Origin of the sequence: Pseudomonas sp. (genome assembly GCF_048269965.1) — a bacterium.
Classification (GTDB): domain Bacteria; phylum Pseudomonadota; class Gammaproteobacteria; order Pseudomonadales; family Pseudomonadaceae; genus Aquipseudomonas.
In genome coordinates, this window is record NZ_JBLWTV010000024.1 from 50,396 (window position 1) to 64,657 (window position 14,262).

General features: G+C 64.1%; 14 protein-coding genes. 10 read left to right on the plus strand and 4 right to left on the minus strand.

Going from position 1 to position 14,262, the window contains the following annotated elements; translation table 11 throughout:
• The first annotated feature begins 76 nt into the window (after window positions 1-76).
• From ACN0X6_RS21600 to ACN0X6_RS21630, 7 genes are all read left to right on the plus strand, one after another.
• On the plus strand, window positions 77-2,776 hold the full coding sequence (locus ACN0X6_RS21600; protein ID WP_417707113.1) for a [protein-PII] uridylyltransferase: 2,700 nt from the start codon (window positions 77-79) through the stop codon (window positions 2,774-2,776).
• 37 nt (window positions 2,777-2,813) lie between these two features.
• Entirely contained in the window at window positions 2,814-4,010 is a 1,197-nt protein-coding gene (gene dapC, locus ACN0X6_RS21605) for a succinyldiaminopimelate transaminase (RefSeq protein ID WP_417707115.1), read from the plus strand.
• A gap of 290 nt (window positions 4,011-4,300) precedes the next feature.
• Window positions 4,301-4,648 carry an ArsC family reductase gene (locus tag ACN0X6_RS21610; protein ID WP_192985557.1) on the plus strand — a complete coding sequence of 116 codons (348 nt, stop codon included), beginning with the start codon at window positions 4,301-4,303 and terminating at the stop codon, window positions 4,646-4,648.
• A gap of 38 nt (window positions 4,649-4,686) precedes the next feature.
• Entirely contained in the window at window positions 4,687-5,721 is a 1,035-nt protein-coding gene (gene dapD / locus ACN0X6_RS21615; protein ID WP_417707117.1) for a 2,3,4,5-tetrahydropyridine-2,6-dicarboxylate N-succinyltransferase, read from the plus strand.
• A 79-nt stretch (window positions 5,722-5,800) separates the two neighbouring features.
• Window positions 5,801-7,006, plus strand: coding sequence for an aminotransferase class V-fold PLP-dependent enzyme (locus tag ACN0X6_RS21620; RefSeq protein ID WP_417707119.1), 1,206 nt, complete (start codon window positions 5,801-5,803; stop codon window positions 7,004-7,006).
• A 103-nt stretch (window positions 7,007-7,109) separates the two neighbouring features.
• Window positions 7,110-7,520 carry a SufE family protein gene (locus tag ACN0X6_RS21625; protein WP_417707121.1) on the plus strand — a complete coding sequence of 137 codons (411 nt, stop codon included), beginning with the start codon at window positions 7,110-7,112 and terminating at the stop codon, window positions 7,518-7,520.
• Between the two features lie 34 nt (window positions 7,521-7,554).
• Complete coding sequence (locus ACN0X6_RS21630) at window positions 7,555-8,118, plus strand: hypothetical protein (RefSeq protein WP_417707123.1); 564 nt, start codon at window positions 7,555-7,557, stop codon at window positions 8,116-8,118.
• Window positions 8,119-8,241: 123 nt separating this feature from the next.
• On the opposite strand, the gene ACN0X6_RS21635 is transcribed toward ACN0X6_RS21630, so the two are convergent.
• The 3 genes from ACN0X6_RS21635 to tcdA all read right to left on the minus strand — a co-directional run bounded on the left by ACN0X6_RS21635 (window position 8,242) and on the right by tcdA (window position 10,492).
• Window positions 8,242-8,703, minus strand: a complete 462-nt coding sequence (locus ACN0X6_RS21635; protein ID WP_417707125.1) for a DUF1456 family protein — start codon at window positions 8,701-8,703, stop codon at window positions 8,242-8,244.
• 39 nt (window positions 8,704-8,742) lie between these two features.
• Complete coding sequence (locus tag ACN0X6_RS21640; RefSeq protein WP_417707127.1) at window positions 8,743-9,537, minus strand: substrate-binding periplasmic protein; 795 nt, start codon at window positions 9,535-9,537, stop codon at window positions 8,743-8,745.
• A gap of 145 nt (window positions 9,538-9,682) precedes the next feature.
• Window positions 9,683-10,492, minus strand: coding sequence for a tRNA cyclic N6-threonylcarbamoyladenosine(37) synthase TcdA (tcdA, locus tag ACN0X6_RS21645; RefSeq protein ID WP_417707128.1), 810 nt, complete (start codon window positions 10,490-10,492; stop codon window positions 9,683-9,685).
• A gap of 312 nt (window positions 10,493-10,804) precedes the next feature.
• Here tcdA and dapE point away from each other — a divergent pair, with 312 nt between their 5' ends.
• The 3 genes from dapE (at window position 10,805) to ACN0X6_RS21660 (ending at window position 13,281) form a co-directional block, all read left to right on the plus strand.
• Complete coding sequence (gene dapE, locus ACN0X6_RS21650; protein WP_417707130.1) at window positions 10,805-11,947, plus strand: succinyl-diaminopimelate desuccinylase; 1,143 nt, start codon at window positions 10,805-10,807, stop codon at window positions 11,945-11,947.
• A 132-nt stretch (window positions 11,948-12,079) separates the two neighbouring features.
• Window positions 12,080-12,883: a putative RNA methyltransferase gene (locus ACN0X6_RS21655; RefSeq protein WP_417707132.1), complete on the plus strand. Its 804-nt coding sequence runs from the start codon at window positions 12,080-12,082 to the stop codon at window positions 12,881-12,883.
• Window positions 12,884-12,909: 26 nt separating this feature from the next.
• The gene (locus ACN0X6_RS21660; RefSeq protein WP_417707134.1) at window positions 12,910-13,281 is read left to right on the plus strand and encodes a hypothetical protein; all 372 of its coding nucleotides are present in this window, start codon (window positions 12,910-12,912) and stop codon (window positions 13,279-13,281) included.
• Window positions 13,282-13,650: 369 nt separating this feature from the next.
• Here the strand turns inward: ACN0X6_RS21660 and ACN0X6_RS21665 are convergent, their stop codons facing one another.
• Window positions 13,651-13,860: a cold-shock protein gene (locus tag ACN0X6_RS21665; RefSeq protein ID WP_004423973.1), complete on the minus strand. Its 210-nt coding sequence runs from the start codon at window positions 13,858-13,860 to the stop codon at window positions 13,651-13,653.
• Window positions 13,861-14,262 lie beyond the last annotated feature (402 nt).

Sequence of the window (14,262 nt, forward strand, 5' to 3'; positions counted from 1 at the left end):
GCAGGGTGCGCCGTGCGCCCCATCGAAGCTTGTGGTGCGTACAGCGCACCCCACTCTATATAAGGAAGGCAACTGCATGCCGCAGATGGACCCCGAACTGTTTGACCGTGGTCAGTTCCAGGCCGAGCTGGCCCTGAAATCCAGCCCCATCGCTGCATTCAAGAAGGCCATCCGTGGCGCGCATGAGGTGCTGGATGCGCGTTTTCGAGCCGGTCGCGACATTCGCCGCCTGGTCGAAGACCGCGCCTGGTTCGTCGATCAGATCCTGCAGGAAGCCTGGAAACGCTTCACCTGGAGTGAAGATGCCGACATCGCCCTGCTCGCCGTCGGCGGCTACGGCCGTGGTGAGCTGCATCCCTATTCGGATATCGACCTGCTGATCCTGCTCGACAGCAGCGATCACGAAATCTTTCGCGAGCCCATCGAAGGCTTTCTCACCCTGCTCTGGGACATCGGCCTGGAAGTCGGCCAGAGCGTGCGCTCGGTCGACGAATGTGCCGAAGAGGCGCGCGCCGACCTGACGGTGATCACCAACCTGATGGAAAGCCGCACCATCGCCGGCCCGGAGCACCTGCGCCAGCGCATGCAGCAGGTGACCAGCACCGACGCCATGTGGCCGAGCAAGCACTTCTATCTGGCCAAGCGCGAGGAACGCAAGGCGCGCCACGGCAAGTACAACGACACCGAGTACAACCTAGAACCCAACGTCAAGGGCTCACCTGGCGGCCTGCGCGATATCCAGACCGTGCTCTGGGTGGCGCGCCGCCAGTTCGGCACGCTCAATCTGCAGGCCCTGGTCAGCCACGGCTTCCTGCTGGAAAGCGAATACGCCCTGCTCTCCTCCAGCCAGGAGTTCCTGTGGAAGGTGCGCTACGCCCTGCACATGCTGGCCGGGCGCGCCGAGGACCGCCTGCTGTTCGATTACCAGGTGAAGATCGCCGCCCTGTTCGGCTATCAGGACGGCGACGGCAAACGCAGCATCGAACACTTCATGCAGAAGTACTACCGCGTGGTGATGGGGATTTCCGAGCTGTCGGACCTGATCAACCAGCACTTCGAGGAAGTCATCCTGCGCGCCGGCGAAAGCGGCCAGGCCACGCCGTTGAACAGCCGTTTCCAGGTGCGCGACGGCTACATCGAAGTCACCCACCCGAACGTGTTCAAGCGCACGCCCTTCGCCATCATCGAGATTTTCGTGCTGATGGCGCAGCACCCGGAAATCAAAGGTGTACGCGCCGACAGCATCCGCCTGTTGCGCGACAGCCGCCACCTGATCGATGACGAGTTCCGCAAGGACATCCGCAACACCAGCCTGTTCATCGAACTGTTCAAGTGCAAGGAAGGCATTCACCGCAACCTGCGCCGGATGAACCGCTACGGCATTCTCGGCCGTTACCTGCCGGAGTTCGGCCATATCGTCGGGCAAATGCAGCACGACCTGTTCCACATCTACACGGTCGACGCGCACACGCTCAACCTGATCAAGCACCTGCGCAAGTTCCGCTGGCCGGAGCTGGCGGAGAAATTCCCGCTGGCCAGCAAGCTGATCGACAAGCTGCCCAAATCCGAGCTGATCTACCTCGCCGGCCTGTATCACGACATCGGCAAGGGCCGCGGTGGTGATCACTCGGAACTGGGCGCGGTGGACGCCGAAGCCTTCGCCCGCCGTCATCACCTGCCAGCCTGGGACAGCGCACTGATCGTCTGGCTGGTGCAGCACCACCTGGTGATGTCCACCACCGCCCAGCGCAAGGACCTTTCCGACCCACAGGTGATTCACGACTTCGCCCAGTTCGTCGGCGACCAGACCCACCTGGACTACCTCTACGTGCTGACCGTGGCCGACATCAACGCCACCAACCCCAGCCTTTGGAATTCCTGGCGCGCCAGCCTGCTGCGCCAGCTCTACACCGAGACCAAGCGTGCCCTGCGCCGTGGCCTGGAAAACCCGCTGGATCGTGAAGAGCAGATTCGCCAGACCCAGAGCGCGGCCCTGGACACCCTGGTACGGGGCGGCACCGACCCGGACGATGCCGAACAACTGTGGAGCCAGCTCGGCGACGACTACTTCCTGCGCCACACCGCCACCGACGTGGCCTGGCATACCGATGCCATTCTTCAGCACCCCAACGATGGCGGCCCGCTGGTGCTGATGAAGGAAACCACCCAGCGCGAGTTCGAGGGCGGCACGCAGATCTTCATCTACGCACCGGACCAGCACGACTTCTTCGCCGTGACCGTGGCCGCGATGAGCCAGCTCAACCTGAACATTCACGACGCGCGGATCATCACCTCCACCAGCCAGTTCACCCTCGATACCTACGTGGTGCTGGATGCCGACGGCGGCTCGATCGGCAACAACCCGGCACGCATCCAGCAGATTCGCGAAGGCCTGATCGAAGCGCTGAAGAACCCGGACGACTACCCGACCATTATCCAGCGCCGCGTACCGCGCCAGCTCAAGCACTTCGCTTTCGCGCCGCAGGTGACCATCCACAACGACGCGCAGCGCCCGGTGACCATCCTCGAACTGACCGCACCGGACCGGCCCGGACTGTTGGCGCGGATCGGGCGAATCTTCCTCGAATACGACCTGTCGCTGCAGAACGCCAAGATCGCCACCCTCGGCGAGCGCGTCGAGGACGTATTCTTCGTCACCGACGCCAACAACCAGCCGCTGTCCGACCCCGAACTCTGCGCGCGCCTGCAGGAAACCATCGTCCGCCGCCTGTCCGAGCCCAGCGCTCAGCCGCAAACCCTGCAGATCAACATATGATTGCGCCGCCCCGTTTTCCGAAGTACGCGAGATAACGATGAATCCAGCCCTCGACCAGCTCCAGCCCTACCCTTTCGAGAAACTGCGCGAACTGCTCGGTAGCGTGCAGCCGGCCGCCGACAAGCGCCCGATTGCCCTGTCCATCGGTGAACCCAAGCATCGCTCGCCCGAGTTCGTCGGCCAGGCGCTGACCGCCAATCTCGACAAGCTCGCCGTCTACCCGACCACCCTCGGCCTGCCGGAACTGCGCCAGAGCATTGCCAGCTGGTGCGAACGCCGCTTCGGCGTGCCGAGTGGCTGGCTGGATGCCGCGCGCCATGTGCTGCCGGTCAATGGCACGCGCGAAGCCCTGTTTGCCTTCACCCAGGCGGTGGTCGACCGCAACGCCAAGGGCCTGGTGGTCAGCCCCAACCCCTTCTATCAGATCTACGAAGGCGCAGCCTTTCTCGCCGGCGCCGAGCCGCACTACCTGCCGTGTCTGGAAGCCCATGGCTTCAATCCGGACTTCGATGCCGTGCCGGCCGAGATCTGGAAGCGCTGTCAGATCCTGTTCCTCTGCTCGCCAGGCAACCCCACCGGCGCACTGATCCCGGTGCAGACGCTGAAGAAGCTGATCGCCCTGGCCGACGAGCATGACTTCGTCATCGCCGCCGACGAGTGCTACAGCGAGCTGTATTTCGATGAGGACGCACCACCGCCCGGCCTGCTCAGCGCCTGCGCCGAACTGGGCCGTAGCGATTTCGCCCGTTGCGTGGTGTTCCACAGCCTGTCCAAGCGCTCCAACCTGCCGGGTCTGCGCTCGGGCTTCGTCGCCGGCGACGCCAGCATCCTCAAGCACTTCCTGCTGTACCGCACCTACCACGGCTGCGCCATGCCGGTACAAACCCAGTTGGCCAGCGTGGCCGCCTGGAATGACGAAGCGCATGTGCGCAGCAACCGTGACATGTACCGCGAGAAGTTCGCTGCCGTGCTGGACATCCTGGCCCCGGTGATGGACGTGCAGCGCCCCGATGGCGGCTTCTACCTGTGGGCACGCACACCGGGTGACGACACCCTGTTCACCCGCGACCTGTTCGCCACCGAGCACGTCACCGTGGTGCCCGGCTCGTACCTGTCGCGTGAAGTGAACGGCGTCAATCCGGGCGCCGGCCGCGTGCGCATGGCGCTGGTGGCGCCACTGGCCGAGTGCATCGAGGCCGCCGAGCGCATCGCCCGCTTCATCCGCAGCGCCTGAGCCACTTCAACCGTCGCGGCTAAAGCCCCCTGCCACAGCTACTTGGCTTGCAGGAGGGGCTTCAGCCGCGAGCTTTCGACTCCGTAGCCCGGATGCAATCCGGGACGCCGTATGCCGGCTATCCCCGGATTGCATCCGGGCTACGCGTATCTGTCATCGCCGCTGGCTGGCGAGTGCCGGCCCTGTAACACATAGCAGCGACAGCCGCCGCCACGTCAGGACGCGACGTGGCATAATGGCCCGCCGTATTTCCCGGACCTTCCGGCACGCCACTCATCAGAGGAAGATCAATGAGTTACGTCCTGTATGGCATCAAGGCCTGTGACACCATGAAAAAGGCCAGAACCTGGCTCGATGAACACCAGGTCGACTATGCCTTTCACGACTACAAGAGCGTCGGAATCGACCGTGCAAACCTGGAAAAGTGGTGCAACGAGCATGGCTGGCAGACCGTCCTGAACCGCGCTGGCACCACCTTCCGCAAGCTGGATGACGCGCACAAAGCCGATCTCGACCAGGCCAAGGCCATCGAACTGATGCTGGCCCAACCCTCGATGATCAAGCGCCCGGTACTCGATCTGGGCGACAAGACCCTGGTCGGTTTCAAGCCGGATAACTACCAAGCCGCGCTGGCCTGATCACTCTCACCCGATTTCGTTGCAAGGAACCCTATCCAATGAGCACCTCCCTTTACAGCATCGCCTTTGGTGTTGGCACCCAGAACCGCCAGGGCAACTGGCTGGAAGTCTTCTACGCCCAGCCGCTGCTCAACCCGGCCAGCGAACTGGTGGCCAAGGCCGCCGAGAAGCTCGGCTACCAGGGCGGCAACCAGGCCATCGCCTTCACCAGCACACAGGCCGCCGACCTGGCCGAAGCGCTGAAAGGCCTGGACGCCGCTCAAGCGGCGCTGCTGACCCGCCTGGCCGAAAGCCACAACCCGCTGGTCGCCACCTTCCTGGCTGAAGATGCCGCGCTGACCAGCACCCCGGAGGCCTACCTCAAGCTGCACCTGCTGTCGCATCGCCTGGTCAAGCCTCACGGCCTGAGCCTGGCCGGCATCTTCCCGCTGCTGCCCAACGTGGCCTGGACCAGCCAGGGCGCCGTCGACCTCGCCGAGCTGGCCGGGCGCCAGCTGGAAGCCCGCCTGAAGGGCGAGCTGCTGGAAGTGTTCTCGGTGGACAAGTTCCCGAAAATGACCGACTACGTGGTACCGGCCGGCGTGCGTATCGCCGACAGCGCCCGCGTGCGCCTGGGCGCCTACATCGGCGAAGGCACCACGGTGATGCATGAAGGCTTCGTCAACTTCAACGGCGGCACCGAAGGCCCGGGCATGATCGAAGGCCGCGTTTCCGCTGGCGTCTTCGTCGGCAAGGGTTCGGACCTGGGCGGCGGCTGCTCGACCATGGGCACCCTGTCCGGCGGCGGCAACATCATCATCAGCGTCGGCGAAGGTTGCCTGATCGGTGCCAACGCCGGTATCGGCATCCCACTGGGCGACCGCAACACCGTCGAAGCCGGCCTGTACATCACCGCCGGCACCAAGGTGAACCTGCTCGACGAAGGCAACGCCCTGGTCAAGGTGGTCAAGGCGCGCGACCTGGCGGGTCAGCCGGATCTGCTGTTCCGTCGCAACTCGCTGACCGGCGCCGTGGAGTGCAAGACCCACAAGTCGGCCATCGAGCTGAACGAAGCCCTGCACGCCCACAACTGATCCCACGTAGGGTGCGCCGTGCGCACCGCTCAGCCATGCGATCCGGTGCGCATGGCGCACCCTACGGGATAGGCTCCTCATGTCACTGATCTCCCCCTGGCGTGCCGACTTCCCCGGCATTCTCGCCCTCGAAGCCGAAGGCCAGACCTATCTGGACAGCGCCGCCACTGCGCAGAAACCGCAGGCAGTGCTGGACGCCCTGCTCGGCTACCTGGCCGGCGGCGTGGCCAATGTGCACCGCGCCCAGCACCTGCCGGGCGAGCGTGCCACCCGCGCCTTCGAGGCCACACGTGGCAAGGCGGCACAGTGGCTGAATGCGGCCAGCGCCGAGCAGATCATCTTTACCCGTGGCACGACCGAATCACTGAACCTGCTTGCCTATGGCCTGGAGCATCTGCTGCAGCCTGGCGAGCAGATCGTCGTCAGCGCGCTGGAGCACCACGCCAATCTGCTGCCCTGGCAGCAACTGGCCAAGCGGCGCAATCTCGAGTTGGTGGTATTGCCGCTGGATCACGCCGGCAGCATCGATCTGCAGCAAGCGGCTCGCCTGATCGGCCCGCGTACCCGCTTGCTGGCGGTTTCGCAGCTGTCCAACGTCCTCGGGCGCTGGCAACCACTGAGCGAGCTGCTGAGCCTGGCCCGCACGCAAGGCGCACTCAGCGTGGTCGACGGCGCCCAGGGCGCGGTGCATGGTCGTCATGACCTGCAGGCGCTGGGCTGCGACTTCTACCTGTGTTCGTCGCACAAGCTCTACGGCCCGGATGGCGTCGGCCTGCTGTATGGGCGCCGCGAAGCGCTGGGCCAATTGCAGCACTGGCAATTCGGCGGCGAGATGGTGCTCGATGCCGACTACCAGAGCGCGCGCTTTCGCCCTGCTCCATTGGGTTTCGAGGCCGGCACACCCGCGGTTTCAGCGGTCATCGCCCTGGGCGCTGCACTCGATTGGTTGGGCAGCCTGGATCACCTGGCCGTGAGTCAGCATGAAGCGGCTCTGCATGCCGAACTGCTGGCCGGTCTGCAAGCGCGTGATGGTGTTCGCCTGCTGGGCGCGCCGCAGTTGGCCCTGGCCAGTTTCTGCGTCGAGGCCGTGCACAACGCCGACCTGGCCCACCTGCTGACCGAACAGGGTATAGCCGTGCGAGCAGGTCATCACTGCGCCATGCCACTGATGAAAGGCCTGGGCCTGAGTGGTGCGATCCGCGTCTCGCTCGGCCTGTACAACGACGGCGAGGATCTGCAGCGATTCTTCAGCGCCCTGGATAACGCCCTGGAGCTGCTGCGATGAAATGCCACCAACGGCTTTTCGTAGGAGCGGCTTCAGCCGCGAATATCGGCACCCGGAGCATCGCGGCTGAAGCCGCTCCTACAGGCATCTGGAAAACGTCGCGATGAGCCTGCCACCTGCCGCCCAACAAGCGCTCGACGCCTTCAGCGCCTGCCCCGGCTGGGAGCAGCGTGCGCGCCTGCTGATGCAATGGGGCGAACGCCTGGCGCCGTTGAGCGAAGCCGAACGCGTCGATGAACACCGCGTGCATGGCTGCGAGAGCCTGGTCTGGCTGGTGACAGAAAACCGGGATGGCATCTGGTATTTCCGCGCCAGCAGCGAAGCTCGCCTGCTGCGCGGTCTGCTTGCCGTATTGCTGGCCCGGGTCGATGGGCTCAGCGGTGACAGACTGGCAGCGCTCGACCTGGTCGACTGGTTCAACCAGTTGGGCCTGCAACGGCAGCTGTCGCCGTCACGCAGCAATGGTCTCAATGCGGTGCTGCAGCGTATGCGCGAGCTGGCGCAAGAAAGCTAGAAGCAGGTTCCGCCTCGCCCGGCGTCGATGATGTATGCTCGCCTCCCCCGAACTCATGGAGCGAGTCATGCCTGTCTCTATCCGCGTAGGGCTAGCCGCCCTGCTCAGCATCGCCTTGGTTTACGTCGGCCCACAGTTGCTTGGAGCAATGCTGGCATTTCTGCCGGATGCCCTCTACGAGGCGCTGCCGCTGCATCCCTTCATCTTGATCCTGCTCTTGTCCGGTCTGCTTGCCGGGATTTGCCTGGCGCTGATCGCTCCGAATCGGCGCCTCGTCACCAGCGGCTTGGTCGCATTCGGCCTGATCGCCCTTGGCAGCATCAGTTTTTACAGCAATCTATGCAGCCAGGAAGAAACGCAGCGTATCCATGACGACTGGGCTGCCATCCCCCAGTACAACCTGGGACAACCGCTGGATCAGCAACCCGTGCAATCCGCTGCGCTCACCAGCGTCAGCTACGACTGCCTATTGCCTGAGACTGGTTGGGAAAGCGCAGGCGCCATAGCAGGGGATCTGCTGACCAGTTTCCTGGGAGTGGCCCTGGGTATATTGCTGGTCCCGCGCCGCCGGCAGCGGCCAACCGCCGAAATCATCTAGGCAAAGGCTGCAAAAGCCGTCATTCCCGCGCAGGCGGACCTGCGGATTTCCTGGGCTCCCGCATTCGTGGGAGTGACGAACACTACTTGTTCAGAACATCCCTGGGCAATGTGCAGCGGAGGCTCAGCCCCGCTCGCGCAGCGTCAGCCCGCGCAGAAAATTGCGCAGGATCTGGTCGCCGCACTCGCGAAAGTGCTTGTGACCCGGCGCGCGGAACAGAGCGCTGAGCTCGGTCTTGGTCATCGGCAGGTCAGCCAATTGCAGAATCACCTGGATATCGTCGTCACGCAGCTCGAAGGCCACCCGCAGCTTCTTCAGGATCAGGTTGTTACTCAGGCGTTTTTCCACCGCCAGGCGCGGCCGGCTGTCGTCCTTGCCGCGCTTGTGGAACACCAGGCCTTCGAGCACATGCGCCAGCAGCACATCGCTGCAGGAACGAAAACCGGGCTCGTCCTCACGCAGCAGGCAGGCCGGGATCAGACCCGGCTCGACGGGATAGTCCGCCAACCGGCAAAGCTCTTCCAGCTTGCCATCGCTGACATCCAGCAGATAGCGCAGGCTGCGCAGTACATCGTTATTGAGCATGTAGAAAACTCTTGGAGGAAGGAGGTAGGCAGGTGCGCTTCAGTCTCGCACGGCCTGGGCCGAGGCGCTGGGTTTCCAGTCATCGGCGTTGCCGGAATTGAGCGCCTGCTGCAGGCGCTGCAGGTCACCACGCCGGGCAAAGTCACGCAGCCTGGCATTGAACACGCGCAACAGCCTGACGCTCTGAGGATCGTCCTTGCGAAATAGCAAGCGCAGCGGCTCGGTATTCAACTGACGCGGATGATGCACGATATTACCGCCATCGTCCGGAAACAAACGACTCAACATGGCATAGCCGACAGCACGGTCCTGTGGGTGCAGGTCGATACGACCCAACTCCAGCAGACGAAAGCTGGTGTCCTCCTTGCCATTCTGCTCGACGCTCAAGCGGCCGGCCTGCAGCGCCTCGTCGAACGCCGGGCCGTAGGAGTAACCCAGCGTCGTGCCGATGTGATACTTCAGCAAGTCCTCGACCGAGGTCCAGTCGAACGCCTGATCGCGACGATGGAACAGGACGATCTCGCCGCGCACCAGCGGGTCGCTACAGGTGCCGTAATTGAGCCGGCTGGGGCTGCAGCTATAAGGCATGATCGCGTGCAACTGGCCCTGTTGCAGCATCAGGACGTTGCGGTCCCAGGGATGGAAGATGAACTCGACCTGATACCCCTCTTCAGCGAACACCGCGCTAATCAGTCGCGCCAGAGCGCCACCATCACTGCGCTCCTGGTCGACATAAGGCGCCCAATCGCCGGTGCCGATACGCAGCTTTCGCGCCTCGGCCTGAACGGGCCCCAGGGCTACCAGCAAAACAGGCAACATCAGGGAGGCGAGCATCCGTGCCCAGCGTCTTCTCAGTGCGACGCTACAAAACAGGTACGACACAAATCACCTCTGATACGGTCATGTTCGACGTCTCCCTGTCGGCTACTGCAACCTCTCCCTTCGCCCAGCATAGTCAAACGCCGCGCCCGGGCGTTTCTCAAGTTGTCGATTGGCGCTCTGCCGGACGACGGGCGCCGGCTACCAGTTTGTCTACCAGCCTGGCCGCAGCGGCCATGCCGAAGCTGGCGGTGACCATCATCACCGCGCCGAAACCGCCGGCGCAGTCCAGCTTCACCCCCTCACCCACGAAACCCTTGGCCTGACAGACCGTGCCGTCCGGCTTGGGATAGCGCAATTGCTCGGTGGAAAACACGCAGGGCACGCTGTAGGTGCGCCCCGGCGTACGCGAAAAGCCATAGTCGCGGCGCAACATGCTGCGCACCTTGGCCGCCAGTGGGTCGTTGAAGGTCTTGTTCAGGTCGGTGACCTGAATCTGCGTCGGGTCGACCTGCCCACCCGCGCCGCCGGTGGTGACGATCTGAATCTTGCGCCGCTTGCACCAGGCGATCAGCGCCGCCTTGGCCGGCACGCTGTCGATGCAGTCGATCACTCCGTCGAGCTGCTCGGTGATGTACTCGGCCATGGTTTCGCGGGTGACGAAATCCGCCACCGCGTGCACCACGCAGGCCGGGTTGATGGCGCGGATGCGCGCCGCCATCTCGTCGACCTTGGCCTTGCCCACCGCGCCTTCGACAGCATGCACCTGACGATTGGTGTTGGTGATGCAGACGTCGTCCAGGTCAAACAGGGAAATCTCGCCGACGCCCGAACGTGCCAGTGCCTCGGCCGCCCATGAGCCCACGCCGCCGATACCGACCACCGCCACGTGCGCCGCCGCCAGTCGTTGATAGCCCTCCTGGCCGTAAAGCCGGGCTATGCCGCCGAATCGCTGATCGTCAGTACCCATTACACCCTCCGAACCAAGCCGCGCATTATAGGGATACCACCCTGCCCACCCAAGCCCGCCGCACAGGTCAGCCGTCGGTCTGTCATAGCCAGTCGCATTGACCGCGAATGCACCGCGCGACGCGCCTTATGACCTGATCGGTAACGATCTTTACTTTGACGCGCTTGCCGCGCCGGCCCCCGACGGCCCTCCCTCATCCGGCGCTTCGCGCCACCTTCTCCCGCTGGGAGAAGGGCATCAAGGATGGCGTCGCTGCGCGACTTTCACGGTAATATGGCCGCCCTTCACGCTAGCCGCCGCACCGGAGCCGCAATGACCGCCACACTCACCCCGACCCTGGAACTCGCCTTCGACCTGATCCGCCGCCCGTCCGTGACCCCGGTCGACGAAGGTTGCCAGGAGCTGATGATGCGCCGTCTGGCCGCCTGCGGCTTCGAGGTCGAGCACATGCGCATCGAAGAGGTGGAGAATTTCTGGGCCAAACGCGGTGGTGACGGCCCGGTACTGTGCTTCGCCGGCCACACCGATGTGGTGCCCACCGGCCCGCTGGATGCCTGGCAGTACCAGCCGTTCGACGTGCGTGTCGATGCAGACGGCATGCTCTGCGGCCGTGGCGCGGCCGACATGAAGGGCAGCCTGGCGAGCATGATCATCGCGGTGGAGCGCTTCGTCGCCGACCACCCGAACCACAAGGGCGCCATCACCTTCCTCATCACCAGCGACGAAGAAGGCCCGGCCCAGCACGGCACCAAGGCGGTGGTCGAACGCCTGCGCGAGCGCAACGAGCGCCTGGACTGGTGCATCGTCGGCGAGCCGTCGAGCACCACCCTGCTCGGTGACGTGGTGAAGAACGGTCGTCGCGGCTCCCTCGGCTGCACCCTGACCGTGTACGGCAAGCAAGGCCATGTCGCCTACCCGCACCTGGCGAAGAACCCGATTCACCTGGCCGCCCCGGCGCTGGCCGAACTGGCCGCCGAGCACTGGGATCACGGCAACGACTACTTCCCGCCGACCAGCTTCCAGGTGTCCAACCTCAACGCCGGCACCGGCGCCACCAACGTCATCCCCGGCGAGCTGAAGGCAGTGTTCAACTTCCGCTTCTCCACCGAATCCACCGTCGAGGAGCTGCAGCAGCGCGTCACCACCATCCTCGACAAGCACGGCCTGGACTACCACCTGGAGTGGGCGCTGTCCGGCCTGCCCTTCCTCACCCAGCCGGGCGAATTGCTGGACGCCGTGGCCGCCAGCATCAAGAGCGTCACCGGCCGCGACACCACGCCGTCCACCAGCGGCGGCACCTCCGACGGCCGCTTCATCGCCACCCTGGGTACCCAGGTGGTCGAACTCGGCCCGGTCAACGCCACCATCCACCAGATCAACGAGCGCGTGCTGGCCAGCGACCTGGACCTGCTGACCGAGGTCTACTACCAGACCATGGTGAAGTTGCTGGCATGATGGGCGGGACACGTCCGATGCCCGGCGTCCTCCCAACTTGATCCGCCCATTGCCCTCATCCGGCGCTGCGCGCCACCTTCTCCCAGGGGGAGAAGGACTCAAGGAGGAAGTCGCTACGCGACTTGCACACCCATGCTGATCTGCCCCATCTGCCAAGCGCCGCTGATGCCCAGCGGCAACGGTCTGGCCTGCGAAAACCGGCACAGCTTCGACCGCGCGCGCCAGGGCTACTACAACCTGCTGCCGGTGCAGCACAAGAACAGTCGCGACCCCGGCGACAACGCCGCCATGGTCGAGGCCCGCCGACGCTTTCTCGATGGTGGCCACTACGCGCCGCTGGCCGCACGCCTGGCCGCACTGGCAGCCGAGTACAAGCCGGCGCGCTGGCTGGATATCGGCTGCGGCGAGGGTTACTACACCGAACAGATCGCCCGCGCCCTGCCCGCTGCCGACGGCTACGCCCTGGACATCTCCCGTGAGGCGGTGAAACGCGCGTGCAAACGTGCTGCGCAACTGAACTGGCTGGTGGCAAGCATGGCCCGCGTGCCGTTGGCCGATGCCAGTTGCGAGCTGCTGGCCAGCGTCTTCAGCCCGCTGGACTGGAGCGAAGCCAAACGTCTGCTCGCCCCCGGCGGCGGCCTGCTGCGCATGGGCCCAACCCGCGTGCACCTGATGGAACTGCGGCAAAAGCTCTACGACGAAGTGCGTGACTATGACGACGAGAAGCACCTGGCGCTGATTCCGCCCGGCATGCACCTGGCCCATAGCGAAACCCTCGAGTTTGCGCTGCAGTTGAACGATGCCCAGGCTCGCGCCGACCTGCTGGCCATGACGCCACACGGCTGGCGTGCCAGCGCCGAGCGCCGTGAAGCGGTGATCGCCACGCCCTTCGAAGTTACCGTTGCCATCCGCTACGATTGGATCGTCAAAACTTAGAGCACCAGCCCTCAGGATCAGAAGCCATGCGCCAACCCGATATCGAGATCTACCTGAAAGACGCCGAACGCGATGCCGTGGCGCAATGGCTGGGTGAAGCCCTTGGCCCGTGCAGCGACTGGCAGCAAAAGGGCCAGACCTTCAAGTGCAACGCCGGCGACGTACCGGTGACCTGGCTGCCGAAAGCCGTGGGCAAATGGCACAGCCTGTACCTGGAAAGCGATGCCACCCCCTGGGCCGACGACCTCGCCTGCGCCCGTGCTGCCCATGCCGCACTCGGCGTGCAGGTGCGTTGCGCACCCGGCACCTGGGTGGAAGATGAAAGCGATGAAGAGGCCGACCGCTGGATCAAGGTCGATGCCGATGGTGAAACCGAGATCGTCTGGCGTACTGAATAAAAGCGGCCGCTTGGCGGCCTTCTGATGCCCCTCTCCCATTTATGGGAGAGGGTGCCCGAAGGGCGGGAGAGGGTCAGGTGCCGACACGGGCGCTTGAACCGACAGCCCGTAGCCCGGATGAAATCCGGGGAAAAGCCTACAACCCACTGAAACATGAAACGACCGAACACGATTAGTACCCATGCGGCGTGCCGCGTTCACAGAGGTTGGAGCCAGCAGGCAGTTTCGCGGTGTTCTCGGCCCTCTCCCCCAGCCCCTCTCCCATGAATGGGAGAGGGGAGCTACCCGCGAAACCCGCCCTACGAAGTACAGCGCCCACAAACAACAAGGCCCGTCATCGACGGGCCTTGGTGTATTTCGAGCTGGTGCTCAGACCGCAGAGACGTCTTCCGCCTGCAGGCCCTTCTGGCCCTGGGTCACACCGAACTCGACCTTCTGGCCTTCGACCAGGGTGCGGTGGCCGTCGCCGCGAATGGCGCGGTAGTGAACGAATACATCCGGGCCGCTTTCGCGCTGAATAAACCCGTACCCCTTGGAATCATTGAACCATTTGACGGTTCCCGTCTCACGATCTGCCATTGCCAACTTCTCCAAACTCGCTATGTTTTTATTGTCCCGAAGGCGCTTTGACGGCTCGGTAAAAACGTTCTTCTCAGCGTTCGCCACCCCCGGCAACCGAGCATGGAGCAGGTCAAGCGATTCGCGTTCTTGCTGCAGCCGAAGGCCGAGTATAAAGCATGGGTTGTGACTGAAAAGCACTTTTTCAAAACCGCCACGAACCCGGAAGATATGCGGGTTACAGCTTGTTTTAGGCGCTTTTGGCCAACAGATCGCGCAACTTCTTCGCCAGCCGCTGCACCTGATCAGGCGCCAGTCGACAGGCCCGGTCACTGCGCGCAGGGTTTGTAGTGGTCAACCCATCCCGGACAGTGGGTTAAGTTTTTCTTCGGCCACCGCAGGCGGTAGCCCATCGTTGAATTG